This is a genomic window from Arthrobacter sp. KBS0702 (assembly GCF_005937985.2).
In the GTDB taxonomy this organism is placed as follows: Bacteria; Actinomycetota; Actinomycetes; order Actinomycetales; family Micrococcaceae; genus Arthrobacter.
Map to the genome: position 1 here is coordinate 3,573,852 of NZ_CP042172.1, position 15,819 is coordinate 3,589,670.

Genomic DNA, 15,819 nt, shown 5'->3' on the forward strand with positions numbered 1-15,819 from the left:
TCGCGCGCCCGGCCCGGCCGGATGCCCCGGATTCGCCGGGCGGCCTCGTTCCAGGCACGGAAGGCGGCAGCACATGACCGGATCGGAAGAAAACTACTCAGCCGAAGCCGAAGCATCGAGCAGGGACCCGCACGACTGGGGGCGGGCGATGGCACTGGCCCTCACCCGGCTGGCCGAGCAACTGGCCCCGGAAGACAGCGAAGACATGCACGCCAGTCTCGTGGACCGGCCGCTGCACCTGAGGATCAGCGACGACGGGGCCGGGGTCACTATCGCGATCTCGACGCAGCCAGTGCCCGCGCCCTGACCGCGGCGCCGAAACAATGGCGCCCAAATCATCATTTTCCTTCCGCTTTGTGCCAGACTAAGCGGGATTTACCGGCACATCGTTGACCGGAACACTCATCTCATTTGGGGGAATGATGACAGAGCGCGCAGATTTTGACGCCGGAAAAAAATCCGAATCCTTTGGCAAGGCCGAGCCGCAATACGGCCAGCGCTGGCCGGACGGGGCGCCGTGGCCGGATTCCGCGGAACACCGGCAGTCTCAGCTACCCGCCCTGCCCCTCCCCGCGGTCCGGCCGGAGTCCCTGGAAAGCGCGGTGCGCGGCACCGTGTTTGCCCTCGCCGTGGTCCCGGTCGGCGTCGGGCTCTGGCTGGTCATGTGGAAGCTGGGGTGGATGGGTTCCATCGTTGCCTTCGTGACAGCTGCCGGGGCCGCCCGGCTGTATCTCGCCGGCAGCACGGCGGGCGGCGGCGGCGCCATAACCCGGCGCGGGGCATGGGTGGTGGTTGGCGTGACCCTGGCGACGGTGCTGCTGTCCTTCATGGGCAGCATCTGGCTGGACCTGGCCGAGTACCTGGGTGCCCCGCCGCTGGGGTTGCTGTTCGAGCCCCGGGCGTGGGACCTGCTGGGCTACAACCTGGGCAACAACCCGCAGCTGGTCGAAGGCCTCCGGGGTGAGTTCCTGATGGCGCTGCTGTTCAGCGCCCTGGGCTGCTTTTTTACGCTGCGGCAGCTGTTCGCCCGGTCCCGGCGCGGTTAGGCAGCGGTCCGGGGCGGGCGGGTCAGACTCCGGCGCCTTCAGCCTCCAACGCTTTCAGCCGCCGGCGGAGAGATCCGCCGAGATGAGCTCCGCCGTCGCGACGGCGGCCTCGCGCACCGAATCCAGGTAGGCCGCCGGATCGGGCTGCGCCGCGACGGCCTGGGCCTGCAGCGAGACGTTGATGGCCGCGACCACCTTGGGACCATCGTGGATCGGCGCCGCCAGGGACATCAGGCCGAGCTCGAGTTCCTGGTCCAGCAGGCACCAGCCCTGGGCCCGGACGGTTTCCAGCTCCGCCGCGAGGTCTTCGGGGGTGGAGATGGCTCGTGGCGTGAGGGGCCGGAGCTCGGCCGTGGCCAGATACTCCTTCAACTGGGCCGGCGGGAGGGCGGCCAGCAGCACCCGGCCCATTGAGGTGGCGTACGCCGGGAAACGGGTGCCGACAGTGATCCCGACGGTCATGATCCGTCGCGTCGCCACCCGGGCGATGTAGGCGATGTCGGTCCCGTCCAGCACGGCCGCCGACGTCGACTCCCCCAGCTTGAGCGAGAGCTCCTCCAGGTGCGGCTGGGCGATTTGCGGCAGCGACAGCCCGGAGAGGTAGGCGTAGCCGAGCTGGAGCACCTTGGCCGTCAGCGCGAAGGCCTTGCCGTCGGTGCGGACGTACCCGAGCTCGACGAGGGTGTGCAGGAACCGGCGCGCAGTGGCGCGGGTGAGTCCGGTGCGGGCAGCGACCTCGGTCAGCGTCATCAGCGGGTGCTCCGAGTCGAAGGACCGGATCACCGCCAGTCCCCTCGCCAGCGACTGCACGTACTGGTCGCTGGCCGCGGGCGCACCGTCGGCCCGGGTGCCCTTTGCTGCCTCAGTCATTTCACGCCTCTCGGTCACGCATCACTTTATACGCGCGAACGTACACTTGAGGCCCCGAAACGGCGCTCCGGCGGGGCCTCAAGTGTACGTTCGCGCGGTGGTCAGGCTGCGGCGGCGGTGAGCGGCACCGGCACCATGTCCTGCAGCTCCTCGAGCGTGCAGCCGAAGGTTTCGCGCACCTGGACGCCGTCGGGGCCGGTGAGGAACACAGCCTTGTCGGTGTAGACCCGGGTGACGCAGCCGATTCCGGTGAGCGGATAGCTACAGCTCTCCACCAGCTTGGACACACCTTCACGGGTCAGCAGCGTCATCATCACGAAGACGTCCTTGGCGCCGGTCGCCAGGTCCATTGCGCCGCCGACGGCGGGGATCGCGTCGGGCGCGCCGGTGTGCCAGTTCGCGAGGTCGCCGGTCGCGGAGACCTGGAAGGCGCCCAGAACGCAGATGTCCAGGTGCCCGCCGCGCATGATCGCGAAGGAGTCCGCGTGGTGGAAGTAGGAGGCTCCGGGCAGTTCCGTCACCGGGATCTTGCCGGCGTTGATGAGGTCGCCGTCGACCTGGTCGCCGGTGGCCTCCGGGCCCATGCCGAGCATGCCGTTCTCGGTGTGGAGCGTGATGTTCTGCTCCGGCTGGAGGTAGTTGGAGACCAGGGTGGGCTGGCCGATGCCCAGGTTCACGAACGAGCCGGGTTTGATGTCCCGGGCCACCAGGCGCGCCAGGTCATCGCGGCCCAGCGGCGCGTCCGAAGTCTGGATACTCGTCTTGAGGCTCATCTCAGGCCACCTTCACGATGCTGTTGACGTAGATTCCGGGGGTCACGACGTTCTCGGGGTCCAGGCCGCCGGTGGGGACGACCTCGGAGACCTGGACGATCGTGTGTTGGGCGGCCGCCGCCATGATGGGGCCGAAGTTGCGGGCCGTCTTGCGGTAGACGAGGTTGCCCTTGCCGTCGGCCTTGAGCGCCTTGATCAGCGCGACGTCGGCGTGGATGGGGGTTTCGAACACCTGCCACTTGCCGTCCAGGAAACGGGTTTCCTTGCCCTCGGCCAGCATGGTGCCGTAGCCGGTCGGGGTGAAGAATCCGCCGATGCCGGCGCCGGCGGCGCGGATCCGCTCGGCCAGGTTCCCCTGCGGCACCAGCTCCAGCTCGATCTCGCCGGCGCGGAACTTCGCGTCGAAGTGCCAGGAGTCGGACTGCCGCGGGAACGAGCAGATCATCTTCCTGACCCGGCCCTCCTTGATCAGCAGCGCGAGGCCCTGGTCGCCCTGGCCGGCGTTGTTGTTCACCACGGTGAGGTCCGTGGCGCCGCAGTCCAACAGGGCGTCGATGAGTTCGAACGGCTGCCCGGCGTTGCCGAAGCCGCCGATCATCACCGTGGAGCCGTCCTTGATGCCGGCGACGGCCTCGCCGACGGTGTCAATGAAGTTCAGCATGTCCTAGCCCTTTGCGGCCGGTGCCGACGGTGCGGCAGATACGTTTTCGAGGACGACGGCGAGGCCCTGGCCGACGCCGATGCAGATCGCGGCGACGCCCCAGCGCTGCCCGGAGGCCTGCAGGGACCGGGCCAGGGTGCCCAGGATCCGGGCCCCGGAGGCGCCGAGCGGGTGTCCCATCGCGATCGCGCCGCCGTGCCGGTTCACGATCGCCGGGTCGATGCCCCAGGCGTTGATGCAGGCCAGGGACTGCGCGGCGAAGGCTTCGTTGAGTTCGACGGCGCCGACCTGGTCCCAGCCGATCCCGGCCTTCGCGAGGGCCTTGTTCGCCGCCTCGACCGGGGCGTAGCCGAAGAACTGCGGATCGTTCGCGTGCGCCCCGCGACCGGCGACCCGGGCCAGCGGGTCCAGCCCCAGCAGCCCGGCGGCGGCCTCGGAGCCGAGCCACGCCGCGGACGCGCCGTCCGAGAGCGGGGACGCGTTCCCGGCCGTGACGGTGCCGTTCTCGGCACGGAACACGGTCTTTAGCCCGGCGAGCTTGGCCGCCGAGGACCCGGGACGGATCCCCTCGTCCCGGACCAGGTCCGTGCCCGGGACCGCGGCGACGAGCCGGTCGTAGAACCCCTCATCCCACGCCGCGGCGGCAAGGTTGTGCGACGCGGCCGAGAACTCGTCCTGCGCCTCCCGGGTCACCCCGTACTTGTCGGCCAGCCGCTCGGTCGCCTCACCCAGGGACACCGTCCAGTCCGGGCGCATCGCCGGGTTGACCAGGCGCCAGCCCAGCGTCGTGGAGACCAGGGACAGGTCCCCGGCCGGGTAGGGCTTCTCCGTCTTCGGCAGCACCCACGGCGCCCGGGACATCGATTCGACCCCGCCGACCAGCACCAGCTCCGCGTCGCCGGTGTTGATCTGCCGCGACGCGATGATCGCCGCGTCCAGCGAGGACCCGCACAGCCGGTTCACCGTGGTCCCCGGGACCGAGACCGGCAACCCCGCCAGCAGGGTACCCATCCGGGCCACATTGCGGTTCTCCTCGCCCGCGCCGTTGGCGTTGCCGAACACCACCTCATCGATCCGCTCCGGATCGAGCCCCGGGGCCCGCTTCACGGCCTCGCCGATCACGTGCGCGGCCAGGTCATCCGGACGCACCCCGGCGAGCCCGCCGCCGAACTTCCCGAACGGGGTCCGCACGGCGTCGTACACAAAAGCGTGATTCATCATTTCCTCTGAATTCTCTGTGGAGCCCAAGCAGCTGGCAGTTGTTGCGAGCTAGTTGGGCGGGGTGGCGTCGTCCATGGAACGGAACACCTGCTGGGCGGTCTTGAAGGCGGTATTGGCGGAGGGGACCCCGCAGTAGATCGCGGTCTGCAGCAGGATTTCCTTGATTTCGTCCCTGCTCAGGCCGTTGGTGATGGCGGCGCGGATGTGCATCGCCAGCTCTTCCCAGTGGCCGTGCGCCACCATCGCGGTGATGGTGACGGCGGAGCGCATCTGGCGGCTGATTCCGGGCCGCGTCCAGATCCCGCCCCACGCGATCCGGGTGATCATGTCCTGGAAGTCCTCGGTGAAGTCGTCCTTGGCGGCGTTGGCCCGGTCCACGTGCGCGGCACCGAGCACTTCGCGGCGCACCCTCATGCCGCCGTCGTAGATCTCCTGGCTGGTGGCATCCGGCTGGACCACACCGTTCCGCTCGGGCCCGGTCACTGGCCCGCTCCGCGCGATTCGGTCCAGCGGATCAGGCTGCGCAGCAGTTCGGCCACGTGGCCGGGTGCCTCGAAGGGAGCCAGATGGGCCACCCCCTCCAGGGTCGCCGCATTGGCCGTGCCGCCGCCGGCGGTGATGCCGTCGGCGATCTCCTGGGCGAACGACGGCGGGGCGACGGTGTCGTGGGCGCCGGCCAGCGCCTGGGTGGGGACCCGGATGCTGCCCAGTTCTTCGCGGACGTCGAATCCGGCGAGGGCCTCGCAGCAGAACGCGTAGCTGAAGCGGTCAGTATCACGCAGGGTGTGCAGCAGGCGGCTGCTGCGGTCGGGCTCGCGCTCCATGAAACCCGGCGCGAACCAGCGCTGGGCGGAGCCCTCGATCATCACCGGGGTGCCCTGGTTGCGGACCGTCTCGGCCCGTTCCAGCCATCCCTCCGGGGTGCCGATCTTCGCGCCCGTGCACTGCACGGACAGGCTCTTGAGCCGTTCGCCGTGCTTGATGCCCAGCTGCAGGCCGATGGCCCCGCCGAGGGACACGCCGGCGTAGTGGAAGCGCGCGCCGGGGGCGATCGAATCGACCAGTTCGACGACAGCGTCGGCCAGTTCGTCGACCGTGAAGGTCTCCGCCGCGGCCGGGGAGATGCCGTGGCCGGGGAGGTCCCAGGCGACGACGTCGACGTCGTCGCCGAGCAGGGCACCGGCCTGGCTCCAGAGCAGCGTGGACGTCCCCAGGGACGGGCCCACCACGAGGAGCGGCTTGTCGCCGAGCTCGCGCACGGGCGAGAGCAGTACGGCCTTGAGGGTTGGTCTAGCCACGGTGGGCGCCTTTCTCTTCGGGCGGGTTGTTACGTTCGGTCGGTTCGCGACGGGGTTGCGCGACCTCAGGCTGGGCGTAGGCGGGCCACGCGGCGAGGATGCGGCGCGAGATTTCGGCGGACTGGCCGAGGTAGTTGGCCGGATCCAGCAGGTCCTCAAGCCGCTCGTCGGAGAGCAGTTCCGCCGGGACGGCCGCCCGGAGCAGTTTCCGGTAGGAGCTGGACTGTTCGGCGGCGTGCACCTGGAGAGTCTGGTCCACCACCGCCTGGAGCCGGCGTCGGCCGTCCGTCCCGAGCAGGGGTCCGACGGCGGCACCCACCGCTTCGGAGAGCAGCAGGGGGCCGGAGAGGTCCAGGTTCCGCCGCATCGCCGACGGGAAGACCTGAAGGCCCTCGGTCAGTTCGCGGAGCTGTCCTGCAGCGCCGAGGGCCAGGCGCAGAAGCGACCGCAACGCGGTCCACTCGCTGTGCCAGGCGCCGTCGGGACGTTCGTCGTTGAAATTGGCCGCCGCCAGGTGCAGCTGGGCTGCCAGCGCCGGAGTCTGCAAGGCGGCGCTGCGCACCAGCACGGACAGCACCGGGTTTTGCTTCTGCGGCATGGCCGAGGAGCCGCCGCGGCCGGCCGCCCGGGGTTCGGCGAGTTCGGCTACCTCGGGCCGGCTCAGGAACAGCACGTCGGCGGCGATCTTGCCCGCGGCGTCCGTCACGGCGGCCAGGGCGTCGCCGAGCGCGGTGACGGCCAGGCGGTTGGTGTGCCAGGGTGCCGGGGCGGCGGCCAGACCCAGCCGGGCGGCCAGGCGGTCGGCAAGGTCGAGGGGTGCCAGGGCGGAGCCTTCGGCCAGCACGGTTCCGGCCGCCAGGGTGCCTGCGGCCCCCCCGGTCTGGACCGGCAGTTCGAGTGCCTCGAGCCGTTGCGCGGCGGCGGCGAGCCCGTGGAACCACTGCGCGGCCTTCAGGCTGAAGCTGAACGGCAGCGAGTGCTGGGTCAGGCTGCGGCCCACGCACAGGGTCTGCTGGTGCCGCTGCGCCAGGTCGGCCAGGGCCGCCGTCGTGCGGCGGGTCTCGGTGAGCAGTTCCCGGACGGCGCCGGCGGCCAGCAGCATCAGGGCGGTGTCGAGCACATCCTGGCTGGTCAGCGAGGTGTGCACGGCCTTTGCGGCACCGATGCCGTCCGTGTCCAGCGCCGTGACCTGATCGCGGAGGTCGGCGAGCAGCGGGATCACCGGGTTGCCGCCGCCCTGGGCACGGACGGCGATCCCGGCAATGTCGTAGCGGGCAACGTCGGCGGCCGCCGCCACGAGGGCGGCGGAGCCGGCCGGCGCCAGGGAAGCTTCTTCCAGAACGGCAGCCCAGCCGGCTTCAACCCGGAGCAGGGCGTCGAGCACCGCCCGGTCCCCGGTCAGTGCCGCCACCCTGGGCGACGCCGACACCGGGCTCAGGAGGCCGTAGTCGCCGTCCGGGCCGCTGCCCTCAGTGTGCGGAGATCTCACCGGGCGTCCCCGGCACCCGCGCCCGCAAGGCCGGCGCCCTCGAAGTCGAGGAACACCGTCTCGTCCTCGCCCTGCAACCGGATGTCCCAGCTCAGGCCGCCGTCGGGGTCGCGCCGGGCGATCAGGGTCCGGCGGCGTTCCGGATCGAGCGAGGCCAGCAGCGGGTCGGCGGCGAGGGCTTCCTCGTTTTCCGGCAGGTAGACGCGGGTGAAGAGCCGGTTCATCAGGCCGCGGGCGAACACGACCACGGAGATGAACGGCGCGGCGCCGGGGGCGGTGGGGCCGGGGTTGACCGTGGTGAAGGTGAAGACGCCGGTGTTGCCCACGGCGCTGCGGCCGAATCCGGTGAAGGTGTAGCCGTCGCGGACCAGGGAGCCGGTGTGCTGCGGGACGTTGCCCTCGGCGTCGGCCTGCCAGATCTCCAGGATGGCGTCCGGGACGGGGTTGCCGGCGCCGTCGAAGACGGTGCCCTGCAGCCGGATGGAACCGGCGGAACCGGGGGCCATCAGCTCGCGGTCCTTGGCGTAGGGCAGGGCGTAGCCGTAAAACGGGCCCACCGTCTGGCCGGGGGTAGGGGTCAATTTACTCATGGTCGTCTCCTTCTGCGCCCAGTGCCTCGTTCTCGGTCCAGGTCCGCTTCGAACCGGTCAGGACGATGTCCCAGTTGTAGGCCAGCGCCCACTCCGGCTTGGTCTGATCATGGTTGTAAGTGGCAACCAGGCGGTCCCGTGCGTCCTGGTCCACGATCGATTGGTAGATCGGGTCCAGGGCGAAGAGCGGGTCGCCGGGGAAGTACATCTGCGTCACGATCCGCTGGGTGAACTCCTGGCCGAAGAGGGAGAAGTGGATGTGCGCCGGCCGCCAGGCGTTCAGGTGGTTCTTCCACGGGTAGGCGCCGGGCTTGATCGTGGTGAAGCTGTAGGACCCGTCCGCGCCGGTGATGCAGCGGCCGACGCCGGTGAAGTTCGGGTCGAGCGGTGCCGGGTGCTGGTCGCGTTTGTGGATGTAGCGGCCGGAGGAGTTGGCCTGCCAGATCTCCACGAGCTGGCCCGCCACCGGCCGGCCGTCGCCGTCGAGCACGCGGCCGGAGACGATGATCCGCTCGCCCAGCGGCTCGCCGTTGTGCTGGATGGTGAGGTCGGATTCCAGCGCGTGCACGTCCATGTGCCCGAATGCCGGTGAATACAGCTCGATGGTTTCCGGGTCCGCGTGCTGCAGGCTCTTGGTCGGGTGGCGCAGGATGCTGCTGCGGTACGGCGGGTAGTCCAGCCGCGGCTGGGTTTCCGCCGGGGCCCCGTTTCGGAGCGCCTGCGCGTAGGCATCCCCGAGCGCCGTCATCTCGTCGCTGAGAATCTGCTGCGATTCCGCCGCGGTGTCCAGGGCCGGAACTTGCCGGGCGGCAGCCTTCGATGCGCCCTCGGGCGCTGCGTCGGACACGTCCTCGGTGAGCGGGTCCGCGTTGAAAATCTCGAGGTTGATCTCTTCAGGCACAGCAGCCTCCTTTCATTGGGTTGGGATGGGTCGGTCCTGGCCGGGTGCGGTCAGGCGGTGAGTTTCAGCTGGTGCAGGTGGTCGTACTGGACGGCGTGCCGGACCGGGGCGTTGGGGGCCCCGTAGCCGTCGTAGGAGCCGCGCCGTTCCACCATTTCGAAGAACACGCTGCCCACGGTGGCGGTGTAGAAGTGCAGGAACTCGCCGTCGGCGTCGCGGTCGTAGAGCAGGTTCAGCTCGCTCAGCGTGGCCAGGAACGCCGGGTCCAGGTCGAAGCGCGCGTCCAGGTCCTCGTAGTAGTTCGCCGGGATGCGCAGGAACTCCAGGCCGCGGCCGCGGGCAGCCCGGGCCGTGGCCACCAGGTCATCGACCGCGAAGGCGATGTGCTCCTGGTAGGTCCGGCGCTGGGTTCCGGCGAACGCGTCCCCGGAAGATCCGGTGCCGGCCGACTCGGGCCCGCCCTCCTGCTGGAGCAGCGGCGCCAGGTTCAGCACCAGCCGCACGCCCCGGTCACGGGTGGTCATCACCTGGGAGCGGACCAGGCCGGTGGGGCTGGCCACCTCGGCGTACGGCTGCGGCTCAAGGGCCAGCGCGCTGGTGTAGAAGAGCACGGCCTCGTCGAAGTGCTGCCAGGGCTGGGCGAGGTTGACGTGGTCGATCACGGCCTGCGGACCCGCGGCGCCGGTTCCGGCGGTTCCAGCGGCCGTGCCGAATTCCTTGACCCAGGCGGCGGTGCCGTCCGGGCTGCCCTGGCAGAGGAAGATTTCGGTGGAGTCCGGCGCGGCGAAGCCCTGGAAGACTTCCTCGTCCGCCTGGCTCTTGCGCGGCACCGCGGGGGCCTTCAGCTGCTGGGCCCGGGCGGCGGCGATCACGGGGGAATCGACGTCGAAGCCGACCGCGGCAATGGCGGTCTCCGCGGCGGCGGGGGCTTCCTCGTTGATGATCACGCGTGCGTGGCCCATGGTCCACAATTGCACATTCTTGGTCCGGTGCCGGCCGTTGAACCCGAAGCCCAGCTGGCCCAGCAGGGTCTCCAGGGCACCGGTGTCGGCGGCCCGGACCTCGGCGAAGTTGAACCCGGCCGGTTCGGCCACCCGGGGCAGCGTCGCCAGTTCCATCGGATGGCGGCGGCGTCCGGGACCGGCGGCCGCCTCTGCGGGGGTGGGGTTGGCCTCCAGCCACCTGGCGCTTTGTTCCTCGAGCCAGATCAGCGAGCGCATGGCATCGACGGCGGTGCGTTCGACGTCGGACTGCCGGAAGACGTCGTTGAAGACCTCAAGCGAGACGGGGCCGGTGTAGCCGGCGCGGACCACGTGGCCCATGAACTTGGCGAGCTGGAACTGTCCCTCGCCCGGGAAGACCCGGTAGTGCCGGCTCCAGGACAGCACATCCATGGACAGCTTCGGGGCGTCCGCCACCTGGACGAAGAAGACCTTCTCCGGGTTGAACCCCTCGATCGGTGCCGTATCCCAGTCCCGGGACAGGATGTGGAAGGAATCCAGGCAGGTGCCCAGGTTCGGGTGGTCCACGAGTTCCACCAGCCGGTGGGCGTGCTCGTAGTCGTTGACGTACTTCCCCCAGGCCAGGGCCTCGTAGGCGACCTTCACCCCGTGCCCGCCGGCGAGCTCGGCCAGCCGGGACAGCTGGGCGGCGCGCAGCTCGTCGTCGTCGATGCTGGCGGTGGCCACGTTGGAGCAGACCAGGATGGTGTCCATGCCCAGCCGTGACATCAGCCGGAACTTGGCCTCGGCCCGGCGCAGGTTGGCGGCGAGCAGCTCCTCCGGGACGCTGTCGAAGTCGCGGAACGGCTGGTACAGGTCAAGGGTAAGGCCCAGGTCCGCGGCCATCGAGCGGACGTGCTCCGGGCTCAGCGAGGTGGTGACGAGGTCCTGTTCGAAGATCTCTATCCCGTCGAAACCGGCGATGGCGCAGGCCTGCATCTTCTCCTTCAGGGTGCCGGAGAGGCAGACGGTGGCGATTCCGGTGCGCATCAGGCGGCCACCTCCTCGGCGGCGACGAGCTCCAGGAAATGGGCTCGCATGCGGTCCGCGTCGGCTTCGAGTCCGGTGAAGATCCGGAAGGCGTCGGCGGCCTGGCCCACGGCCATCCGGCCGCCGTCGAGCACCTCGCAGCCCCTGGCGCGGGCTTCGCGGACCAGTTCGGTCTCGATCGGCCGGTAGACGATGTCCGCGACCCAGTGCCGGGACTCCAGCAGGGAGGTCTCCAGCGGCACCCCGGGGTGGGCAGCCATCCCCACGGGGGTGCAGTGGACCAGGCCGTCGGCGAGCGGCATGAGCTCCGGGAGCTCCGCCGTCGTCCGCGCGGTGACCTGGCTGTCCGGGAAGAGCCCGGCGAGTTCGGCGGCCCGGTCGGCGCAGCGGGCCGCGTCGGTATCCACGAGGTCCAGACGGCGGACCCCGGCGGTGAGCAGGGCGTAGGCGACGGCGGATCCGGCGCCGCCGGCGCCGAGCTGCACCACGCGGTCCAGCTTGGCCCCGGGCAGGCCGGAGGCGAGCGCGGAGGCAAATCCGGAAAAGTCGGTGTTATGGCCGATGAAGCGGCCGTCGCGGATGGTCACGGTGTTGACCGCCCCGAGGCGCCGGGCGTCCGGGGAGACCTCGTCGAGGTGCTGGAGCACCAGCTGCTTGCAGGGGTGGGTGATGTTCAGGCCGTTGAAGCCCAGCCGCTGCGCGCCGGTGAGGAGTTCCCCGATGGCCTGCCCCGGGAGGCCGAGTCCGGTGAGGTCGATGGGGCGGTACAGGTACCGCAGGCCCTGCACGTCGCCCTCCCGTTCGTGCATGGGGGGCGTGAGGGATGGCGTGACGCCATCGCCTACGAGGCCCACGAGGAAGGACTCGGCTCGGTTGCTCATCCGTCTAGCTCCTTTGACAACGGCACTCGGCGGGCCGCGGTGTGGACGGCGGCGGGCCGGGTGATGGGGATTACATTACCGCAATTGTTCACATCTTGCACGGTTGTTCTTATTACGAACATGACTTATTGCTGGGGAAGCCGGGCCGAAAGCTCGGCCGCTGCGGACTGGAGCAGCGGCACCAGGGCCACGAGGGCCTCCATGCTCATCCGGAACACCGGGACCGCCGTGGCCAGCGAGGCGAAGGCGTACCCCTGGGAGTTGAAGACGGGGACGGCGACGGCGCGCATGCCGAGCTCGTTTTCCTCGTCCATGGTGGCGTAGCCGCGCTTGCGAACCAGTTCGATCTCGGTCCGGAAAGCGTCCCGGTCGGTGATGGAAAGGTCCGTGAGCGGCTCCAGCTCGAGCTCCTCCACCAGCTGGCGCCGCGTGGCGTCATCGGCAAAGGCGACGAGCGCCTTGCCCACCGACGTCGTGTGCAGGGCGCCGAGGTGGCCGGGGTCGGAGGTGACGCGGAACGTCTGCGGGCCGTCCACCTTGTTGACGGTGAGGTGGTGGTTCCCGTCGCGCACGGACAGGATGGTGGCCTCGCCGGTCTCCTCGGTGACGCGCCGCAGGATGGGAAGCGCGGTGCCGGCGAAGCCGTGATGGTTGGATACCCGCTGGCCGAGCTGGAAGACGCGCAGGCCCAGGTGGTAGCGCCGGCCGTCCGGCTCGTAGTCCACGAAGCCGTCCCTGGTCAGTGAGCCGAGCAGCCGGTACGTGGTGCTGAACGGCAGTTCGGCGCGGCGCGAGAGCTCCGCCGCGCTGGCCCCGCGGGGCTCGTCCCCCAGCAGGACCAGCAGCCCCAGGGCCTTGCCCACCATGTCGGTGCGGGAATCCTCCCGCCCGGGCTTCCTGGGGCCGCCCGCGGGGGCCTCGGCGGGCGTGCCTGCAGTGGCGTCGGCGGGGGCGTCGGCAGCGAGGGCCGACTCTGTGTCTTGGTTCACACTCATGCATCGATGTTCTCACATGGTGAGAGCTATTGCTAGATGATGATTATTTTTGTTGACAAGTGATGGCAATCACAGCCATGCTTGCTACATCGCACAAGTAGCTCCCACCATGTGGCTACTAGTCCGGGTCTTTCCTCGGTCCACCGGCTGCCTCACACCTAAAGCCACCGGCCGGTGAGACCTTCCCGATCCATCCGCGACAACGTCGTCACACAAAGGAACACCATGAGCCAGACACTCCCGTCTACGACGCCGGGCACTGCCGCACCGGCCGGGACACCAAAGAAGGCAGCCCTCGCCAGCTTCCTGGGAAGCGCCGTCGAGTACTACGACTTCTTCATTTTCGGTTCCGCCGCCGCCCTGATCTTCCCGAAAGTCTTCTTCCCGGACGCCGACGCGAACGCCGCGATCATGTCCTTCGCCACCTTTGGCTTCGCCTACGTGGCACGCCCGGTGGGCGCCGTGATCCTGGGCCACTTCGGTGACCGGGTGGGCCGCAGGAAGGTCCTGATGTTCACGCTGCTGCTGATGGGCGCCTCCACGTTCGTGATCGGCTGCCTGCCGGACTTCAAGACCGTCGGCTGGTGGGCACCCGTGCTGCTGGTGATCGCCCGGCTCTGCCAGGGCCTCTCCGCCGCCGGCGAGCAGGCCGGCGCCTCCTCCATGACCCTGGAGCACGCCCCGGACAACCGCCGTTCCTTCTTCACCTCCTGGACCCTGACCGGCACCCAGGGCGGCCAGATTCTCGCCGCCCTGGTCTTCATCCCCGTCCTGGCGCTGCCGGACGAGATCAAGTACGGCATCGGCTGGCGCATCCCGTTCTGGCTCAGCGCCGTCGTCGTGGTGGTCGCGTTCTTCATCCGCCGCACCCTGCACGAGCCGCCGGCCTTCGAGGAAGCACAGAAGAGCGCCCAGATCTCCAAGCTCCCCGTCGCCGACCTGCTCAAGCACCACTGGCGCGACGTGCTGCGCGTGGTGGCCTGTGCCTTCATCGCCGCCGTCTCCACCGTGTTCGGGACCCTGGCGATCAGCTACGCCAAGAACGTCGCCAATGTGGACGGCACCGTCACACTCTGGCTGGTGGTGGGCGCCAACCTGGTCGCCCTCGGCACCCAACCGCTCTTCGGCAAGCTGGCCGACCGGATCGGCCGCAAGCCGGTCTTCATCTACGGCGCGCTCTCCAGCGCGGTGCTGACCCCGGTGTTCCTGCTCAGCCTCGAATCCGGCAGTGTCCCGCTGATGTTCCTGGCCGCCATCGGCTTCTTCTCCTTCGGCTACGCGGCCTCCAACGCCGTCTGGCCCTCCTTCTACGCCGAGATGTTCAGCACCAAGGTCCGCTTCTCCGGACTGGCGATCGGCACCCAGCTCGGCTTCCTGATGGCGGGCTTCGCCCCGGCAATCGTCGCGGCCATGGGCGGCATCAAGCCAGGCGGCTGGGTCCAGATCACCATCTTCACCGGCATCATCTGCGTCATTGCCGCCGTCTCTGCACTGACCGCCCAGGAAACCTTCAAGGTTCCCACCAAGGAACTCGGCCTGCGCTGACGGACGGAAGGCGACGGCGTCCCCGACGGCGGGAGGTTCAGCCGCCGTCCGCCGTCCCCGGGCCGCCGGCACCCAGCACCGCGGCCAGGTCATAGCTGACGGGCTCCTCCAGCTGCGCGTAGGTGCAGGAACCGGGCTCCCGGTCCGGCCGCCACCGGACGAACTGGGTGGTGTGCCGGAACCGCTCGCCCTCCATGTGGTCGTACTTCACCTCGACCACCCGCTCCGGGCGCAGCGGCGTAAAACCCAGGTCCTTGTTCCCGCTCCACCGGCTCCCTTCGGCGTTGCGCGGCGTCCGCGCCCCCTCCTCCTGCCGGGCCCACGCCCACGGGTGGTCGGAAAAGTCGGTGACCAGCGGCTGGAGCTCCTCAAACAGTTCCTTGCGGCGCTGCATCGGAAATGCGCCCACCACCCCGACGCTGGCGAGGACGCCGTCGCCGTCGTACAGCCCCAGCAGCAGCGAACCGATCCGGTCCGGGCCCGAGGTGTGCACCCTGTACCCGGCGAGGACACAATCCGCCGTGCGCTCGTGCTTGACCTTAAACATCGTGCGTTTGTCCGGCTGGTAGCTGGAGGCAAGCGCCTTGGCCACGATCCCGTCCAGGCCGGCGCCCTCGAACTGCCGGAACCACCGTCCCGCGGTGTCCCGGTCCCGGGTCGCGGCGGTGAGGTGCACCGGCGCGGCGCAGCGGGCGAGCGCCACCTCAAGAGCCGCCCGGCGCTCCTCGAACGGCCGGGCGGTGAAATCCTCGTCGTCCAGGGCCAGCAGGTCGAAGGCGACAAAGCTCGCGGGGGTCTGGTCAGCGAGCAGGCGGACCCGGCTCGCGGCGGGGTGGATCCGCTGCTGGAGCGCGTCGAAGTCAAGGCGGTCCCCCGAGGCCCCCACCAGCACGATCTCGCCGTCGAGCACACAGCGGGGCGGGAGGTTCAGCTTCAGGGCCTCCACCAGCTCCGGAAAGTAGCGGGTCAGGGGCTTGCCATTGCGGCTGCCGATCTCCACCTCGTCGCCGTCGCGGAAGATGATGGACCGGAATCCGTCCCACTTGGGCTCAAAGCTCATCGGGCCCTCGGGCAGGGCGCTGACCGCCTTCGCCAGCATAGGTGCGATCGGGGGCATCAGGGGCAGTTGCATGGGCCCTATTCTGGCGCGGGGGAACGCCCGCGTCGATCCCCCGGATGCCCGGCCCGGACGGCTGCCGGGGCGGCCCCGCAAAACTAACCCAGCGCTTACCGGGCGGAAACGCGGCGGCAACATTGGCGCCGGACACTGGAAGTGCCGGCAAGAGCAGGCACCAGCTCCAGTCCAGGAGGCCAGCCATGTTGAAGGAAGCCAAAGCCCACATAACCAGAGTCCGCGCCCTTGACCAGCTGCACCGCGGCGACGAGATCGAGGCCCGGCTGCGCGTCGGCCCGAACTACGACGACGTCGTGATCCGCCGCGGCTGCGTGCAGGAAACGGCACCGGGAATCGGCGTCGTCTGGATCCTGGACCGGCAGTCGGGCACGCGCAAGGCCGTCAACACGGACGAATGCAGCCTCTGGCGGGTGGCCTGACCGG

The 15,819-nt window shown here is 69.8% G+C and carries 17 protein-coding genes; 4 read left to right on the forward strand and 13 right to left on the reverse strand.

Annotated features, from left to right (window positions below; genetic code table 11):
• The first annotated feature begins 73 nt into the window (after positions 1-73).
• Complete coding sequence (locus FFF93_RS16490; protein ID WP_138767967.1) at positions 74-307, forward strand: hypothetical protein; 234 nt, start codon at positions 74-76, stop codon at positions 305-307.
• A 112-nt stretch (positions 308-419) separates the two neighbouring features.
• Positions 420-1,046, forward strand: a complete 627-nt coding sequence (locus FFF93_RS16495) for a hypothetical protein (RefSeq protein ID WP_138767966.1) — start codon at positions 420-422, stop codon at positions 1,044-1,046.
• 54 nt (positions 1,047-1,100) lie between these two features.
• Here the strand turns inward: FFF93_RS16495 and FFF93_RS16500 are convergent, their stop codons facing one another.
• From FFF93_RS16500 to FFF93_RS16555, 12 genes are all read right to left on the reverse strand, one after another.
• Positions 1,101-1,916, reverse strand: a complete 816-nt coding sequence (locus FFF93_RS16500) for an IclR family transcriptional regulator C-terminal domain-containing protein (protein WP_138767965.1) — start codon at positions 1,914-1,916, stop codon at positions 1,101-1,103.
• 101 nt (positions 1,917-2,017) lie between these two features.
• Complete coding sequence (locus tag FFF93_RS16505; protein WP_138767964.1) at positions 2,018-2,689, reverse strand: 3-oxoacid CoA-transferase subunit B; 672 nt, start codon at positions 2,687-2,689, stop codon at positions 2,018-2,020.
• Between the two features lies 1 nt (position 2,690).
• A complete protein-coding gene (locus tag FFF93_RS16510) occupies positions 2,691-3,350 on the reverse strand; it encodes a 3-oxoacid CoA-transferase subunit A (RefSeq protein WP_138767963.1) in 660 nt (219 codons plus the stop codon).
• 3 nt (positions 3,351-3,353) lie between these two features.
• Positions 3,354-4,568, reverse strand: a complete 1,215-nt coding sequence (locus FFF93_RS16515; RefSeq protein WP_138770302.1) for a thiolase family protein — start codon at positions 4,566-4,568, stop codon at positions 3,354-3,356.
• A 51-nt stretch (positions 4,569-4,619) separates the two neighbouring features.
• Positions 4,620-5,054: a 4-carboxymuconolactone decarboxylase gene (gene pcaC, locus FFF93_RS16520; RefSeq protein ID WP_138767962.1), complete on the reverse strand. Its 435-nt coding sequence runs from the start codon at positions 5,052-5,054 to the stop codon at positions 4,620-4,622.
• Positions 5,051-5,869: an alpha/beta fold hydrolase gene (locus tag FFF93_RS16525; protein ID WP_138767961.1), complete on the reverse strand. Its 819-nt coding sequence runs from the start codon at positions 5,867-5,869 to the stop codon at positions 5,051-5,053. The genes pcaC and FFF93_RS16525 overlap by 4 nt, the downstream gene beginning before the upstream one ends.
• On the reverse strand, positions 5,862-7,358 hold the full coding sequence (locus FFF93_RS16530) for a lyase family protein (RefSeq protein ID WP_138767960.1): 1,497 nt from the start codon (positions 7,356-7,358) through the stop codon (positions 5,862-5,864). The genes FFF93_RS16525 and FFF93_RS16530 overlap by 8 nt, the downstream gene beginning before the upstream one ends.
• Positions 7,355-7,948 carry a protocatechuate 3,4-dioxygenase subunit alpha gene (gene pcaG, locus FFF93_RS16535; RefSeq protein ID WP_138767959.1) on the reverse strand — a complete coding sequence of 198 codons (594 nt, stop codon included), beginning with the start codon at positions 7,946-7,948 and terminating at the stop codon, positions 7,355-7,357. Before pcaG ends, FFF93_RS16530 begins: the two co-directional genes overlap by 4 nt.
• A complete protein-coding gene (gene pcaH / locus FFF93_RS16540; RefSeq protein ID WP_186372188.1) occupies positions 7,941-8,849 on the reverse strand; it encodes a protocatechuate 3,4-dioxygenase subunit beta in 909 nt (302 codons plus the stop codon). The genes pcaG and pcaH overlap by 8 nt, the downstream gene beginning before the upstream one ends.
• 50 nt (positions 8,850-8,899) lie before the next feature.
• Positions 8,900-10,840 (reverse strand): bifunctional sugar phosphate isomerase/epimerase/4-hydroxyphenylpyruvate dioxygenase family protein, encoded by a 1,941-nt coding sequence (locus FFF93_RS16545; protein WP_138767958.1) that lies wholly within the window; start codon positions 10,838-10,840, stop codon positions 8,900-8,902.
• Positions 10,840-11,721, reverse strand: a complete 882-nt coding sequence (locus FFF93_RS16550; RefSeq protein ID WP_138767957.1) for a shikimate dehydrogenase — start codon at positions 11,719-11,721, stop codon at positions 10,840-10,842. Before FFF93_RS16550 ends, FFF93_RS16545 begins: the two co-directional genes overlap by 1 nt.
• 125 nt (positions 11,722-11,846) lie before the next feature.
• Positions 11,847-12,716, reverse strand: coding sequence for an IclR family transcriptional regulator (locus FFF93_RS16555; protein WP_395858400.1), 870 nt, complete (start codon positions 12,714-12,716; stop codon positions 11,847-11,849).
• 225 nt (positions 12,717-12,941) lie between these two features.
• Here FFF93_RS16555 and FFF93_RS16560 point away from each other — a divergent pair, with 225 nt between their 5' ends.
• On the forward strand, positions 12,942-14,261 hold the full coding sequence (locus FFF93_RS16560; RefSeq protein ID WP_138767956.1) for an MFS transporter: 1,320 nt from the start codon (positions 12,942-12,944) through the stop codon (positions 14,259-14,261).
• 37 nt (positions 14,262-14,298) lie between these two features.
• On the opposite strand, the gene FFF93_RS16565 is transcribed toward FFF93_RS16560, so the two are convergent.
• Positions 14,299-15,393 (reverse strand): ATP-dependent DNA ligase, encoded by a 1,095-nt coding sequence (locus FFF93_RS16565; RefSeq protein WP_138767955.1) that lies wholly within the window; start codon positions 15,391-15,393, stop codon positions 14,299-14,301.
• A gap of 185 nt (positions 15,394-15,578) precedes the next feature.
• On the opposite strand from FFF93_RS16565, the gene FFF93_RS16570 reads away from it, so the two are divergent.
• Positions 15,579-15,815, forward strand: a complete 237-nt coding sequence (locus FFF93_RS16570) for a hypothetical protein (RefSeq protein ID WP_138767954.1) — start codon at positions 15,579-15,581, stop codon at positions 15,813-15,815.
• Positions 15,816-15,819: the final 4 nt, after the last annotated feature.

Excerpts from the sequence above, each read along its gene's own strand:
- pcaG (WP_138767959.1), bottom strand. The coding sequence starts at position 7,948 with ATGAGTAAATTGACCCCTACCCCCGGCCAGACGGTGGGCCCGTTTTAC.
- FFF93_RS16565 (WP_138767955.1), bottom strand. The coding sequence starts at position 15,393 with ATGCAACTGCCCCTGATGCCCCCGATCGCACCTATGCTGGCGAAGGCG.
- FFF93_RS16560 (WP_138767956.1), top strand. The coding sequence starts at position 12,942 with ATGAGCCAGACACTCCCGTCTACGACGCCGGGCACTGCCGCACCGGCC.
- FFF93_RS16570 (WP_138767954.1), top strand. The coding sequence starts at position 15,579 with ATGTTGAAGGAAGCCAAAGCCCACATAACCAGAGTCCGCGCCCTTGAC.
- FFF93_RS16555 (WP_395858400.1), bottom strand. The coding sequence starts at position 12,716 with ATGAGTGTGAACCAAGACACAGAGTCGGCCCTCGCTGCCGACGCCCCC.
- FFF93_RS16515 (WP_138770302.1), bottom strand. The coding sequence starts at position 4,568 with ATGAATCACGCTTTTGTGTACGACGCCGTGCGGACCCCGTTCGGGAAG.
- FFF93_RS16500 (WP_138767965.1), bottom strand. The coding sequence starts at position 1,916 with ATGACTGAGGCAGCAAAGGGCACCCGGGCCGACGGTGCGCCCGCGGCC.
- FFF93_RS16510 (WP_138767963.1), bottom strand. The coding sequence starts at position 3,350 with ATGCTGAACTTCATTGACACCGTCGGCGAGGCCGTCGCCGGCATCAAG.
- FFF93_RS16495 (WP_138767966.1), top strand. The coding sequence starts at position 420 with ATGATGACAGAGCGCGCAGATTTTGACGCCGGAAAAAAATCCGAATCC.
- FFF93_RS16545 (WP_138767958.1), bottom strand. The coding sequence starts at position 10,840 with ATGCGCACCGGAATCGCCACCGTCTGCCTCTCCGGCACCCTGAAGGAG.
- FFF93_RS16550 (WP_138767957.1), bottom strand. The coding sequence starts at position 11,721 with ATGAGCAACCGAGCCGAGTCCTTCCTCGTGGGCCTCGTAGGCGATGGC.
- FFF93_RS16490 (WP_138767967.1), top strand. The coding sequence starts at position 74 with ATGACCGGATCGGAAGAAAACTACTCAGCCGAAGCCGAAGCATCGAGC.
- FFF93_RS16505 (WP_138767964.1), bottom strand. The coding sequence starts at position 2,689 with ATGAGCCTCAAGACGAGTATCCAGACTTCGGACGCGCCGCTGGGCCGC.